Source organism: Pseudomonas sp. FeS53a (genome assembly GCF_000931385.1).
GTDB lineage: Bacteria > Pseudomonadota > Gammaproteobacteria > Pseudomonadales > Pseudomonadaceae > Metapseudomonas > Metapseudomonas otitidis.
Map to the genome: position 1 here is coordinate 1 of NZ_JYFT01000070.1, position 704 is coordinate 704.

A 704-nucleotide genomic window follows, 5' to 3' on the forward strand; every position below is an offset into this window, starting at 1 on the left:
TCGTTTCAATGGGAACAGCGCCCCTGTCCACGACGCCTGGTTCGCGTGCTGCACCCACGTCCTGCTCACCGCACTGCTGATTCCGTCCTTCGCCCTGCGCATCGGCCATGCCCAGGCCGCATCCCGACCTTCTGAAGGCCTGCTGCGCCCGGAAACCCTTCTTGGCGACGCGGCCAGCTTGCTGCAGCCCCGCACTTTTCGCACTGTCCGACCCACCCGGCAGTACAGCCTCCCTCCCCCATGCCCGCAGCCCCGAGCGGCCGAACGGCTTTCGGACTCGTCCAATGTGAGCGGTCCAGGCCCGACGGCATTCTGACCCCAGTCCCGAGATGCGGGGGCTGGAGAAGACATGATCGACCCCACGCCTGCATCGAGGGCTCCTTTGAAACCTACCCACAAGGACCTTCAACACATGCGCAAGCAGAGCCTTCGCAAACTCCCCCTGGCCCTGGCCATCGGCTTCGCCACCCTGGCGTCCCAGCAGGCCCTCGCCCACGGCTACATCGAAAGCCCGAAAGCCCGTTCCTTCATGTGCTCCTCCACCGGCGGCAACCTGAACGCCGGTTGCGGCGGCATCCAGTACGAGCCGCAGAGCGTGGAATACCGTCCGGGCTCCGACTTCCACCACGGTGGCAAGTGGTGCGGCGGCTCCTTCATGGAGTGCGGCCCGGCTGACGGCACCATCGCCGCTGGCGGCCATCACA

The 704-nt window shown here is 66.5% G+C and carries 2 protein-coding genes; both read left to right on the forward strand.

Annotated features, from left to right (window positions below):
• Positions 1 to 316, forward strand: a 316-nt coding sequence (locus SZ55_RS28740; RefSeq protein WP_236692470.1) for a hypothetical protein, incomplete at its 5' end; no start/stop codon positions are given.
• 96 nt (positions 317 to 412) lie between these two features.
• Positions 413 to 704: lytic polysaccharide monooxygenase (locus SZ55_RS28485; RefSeq protein WP_044411805.1), on the forward strand; the 292-nt coding region annotated here is incomplete at its 3' end.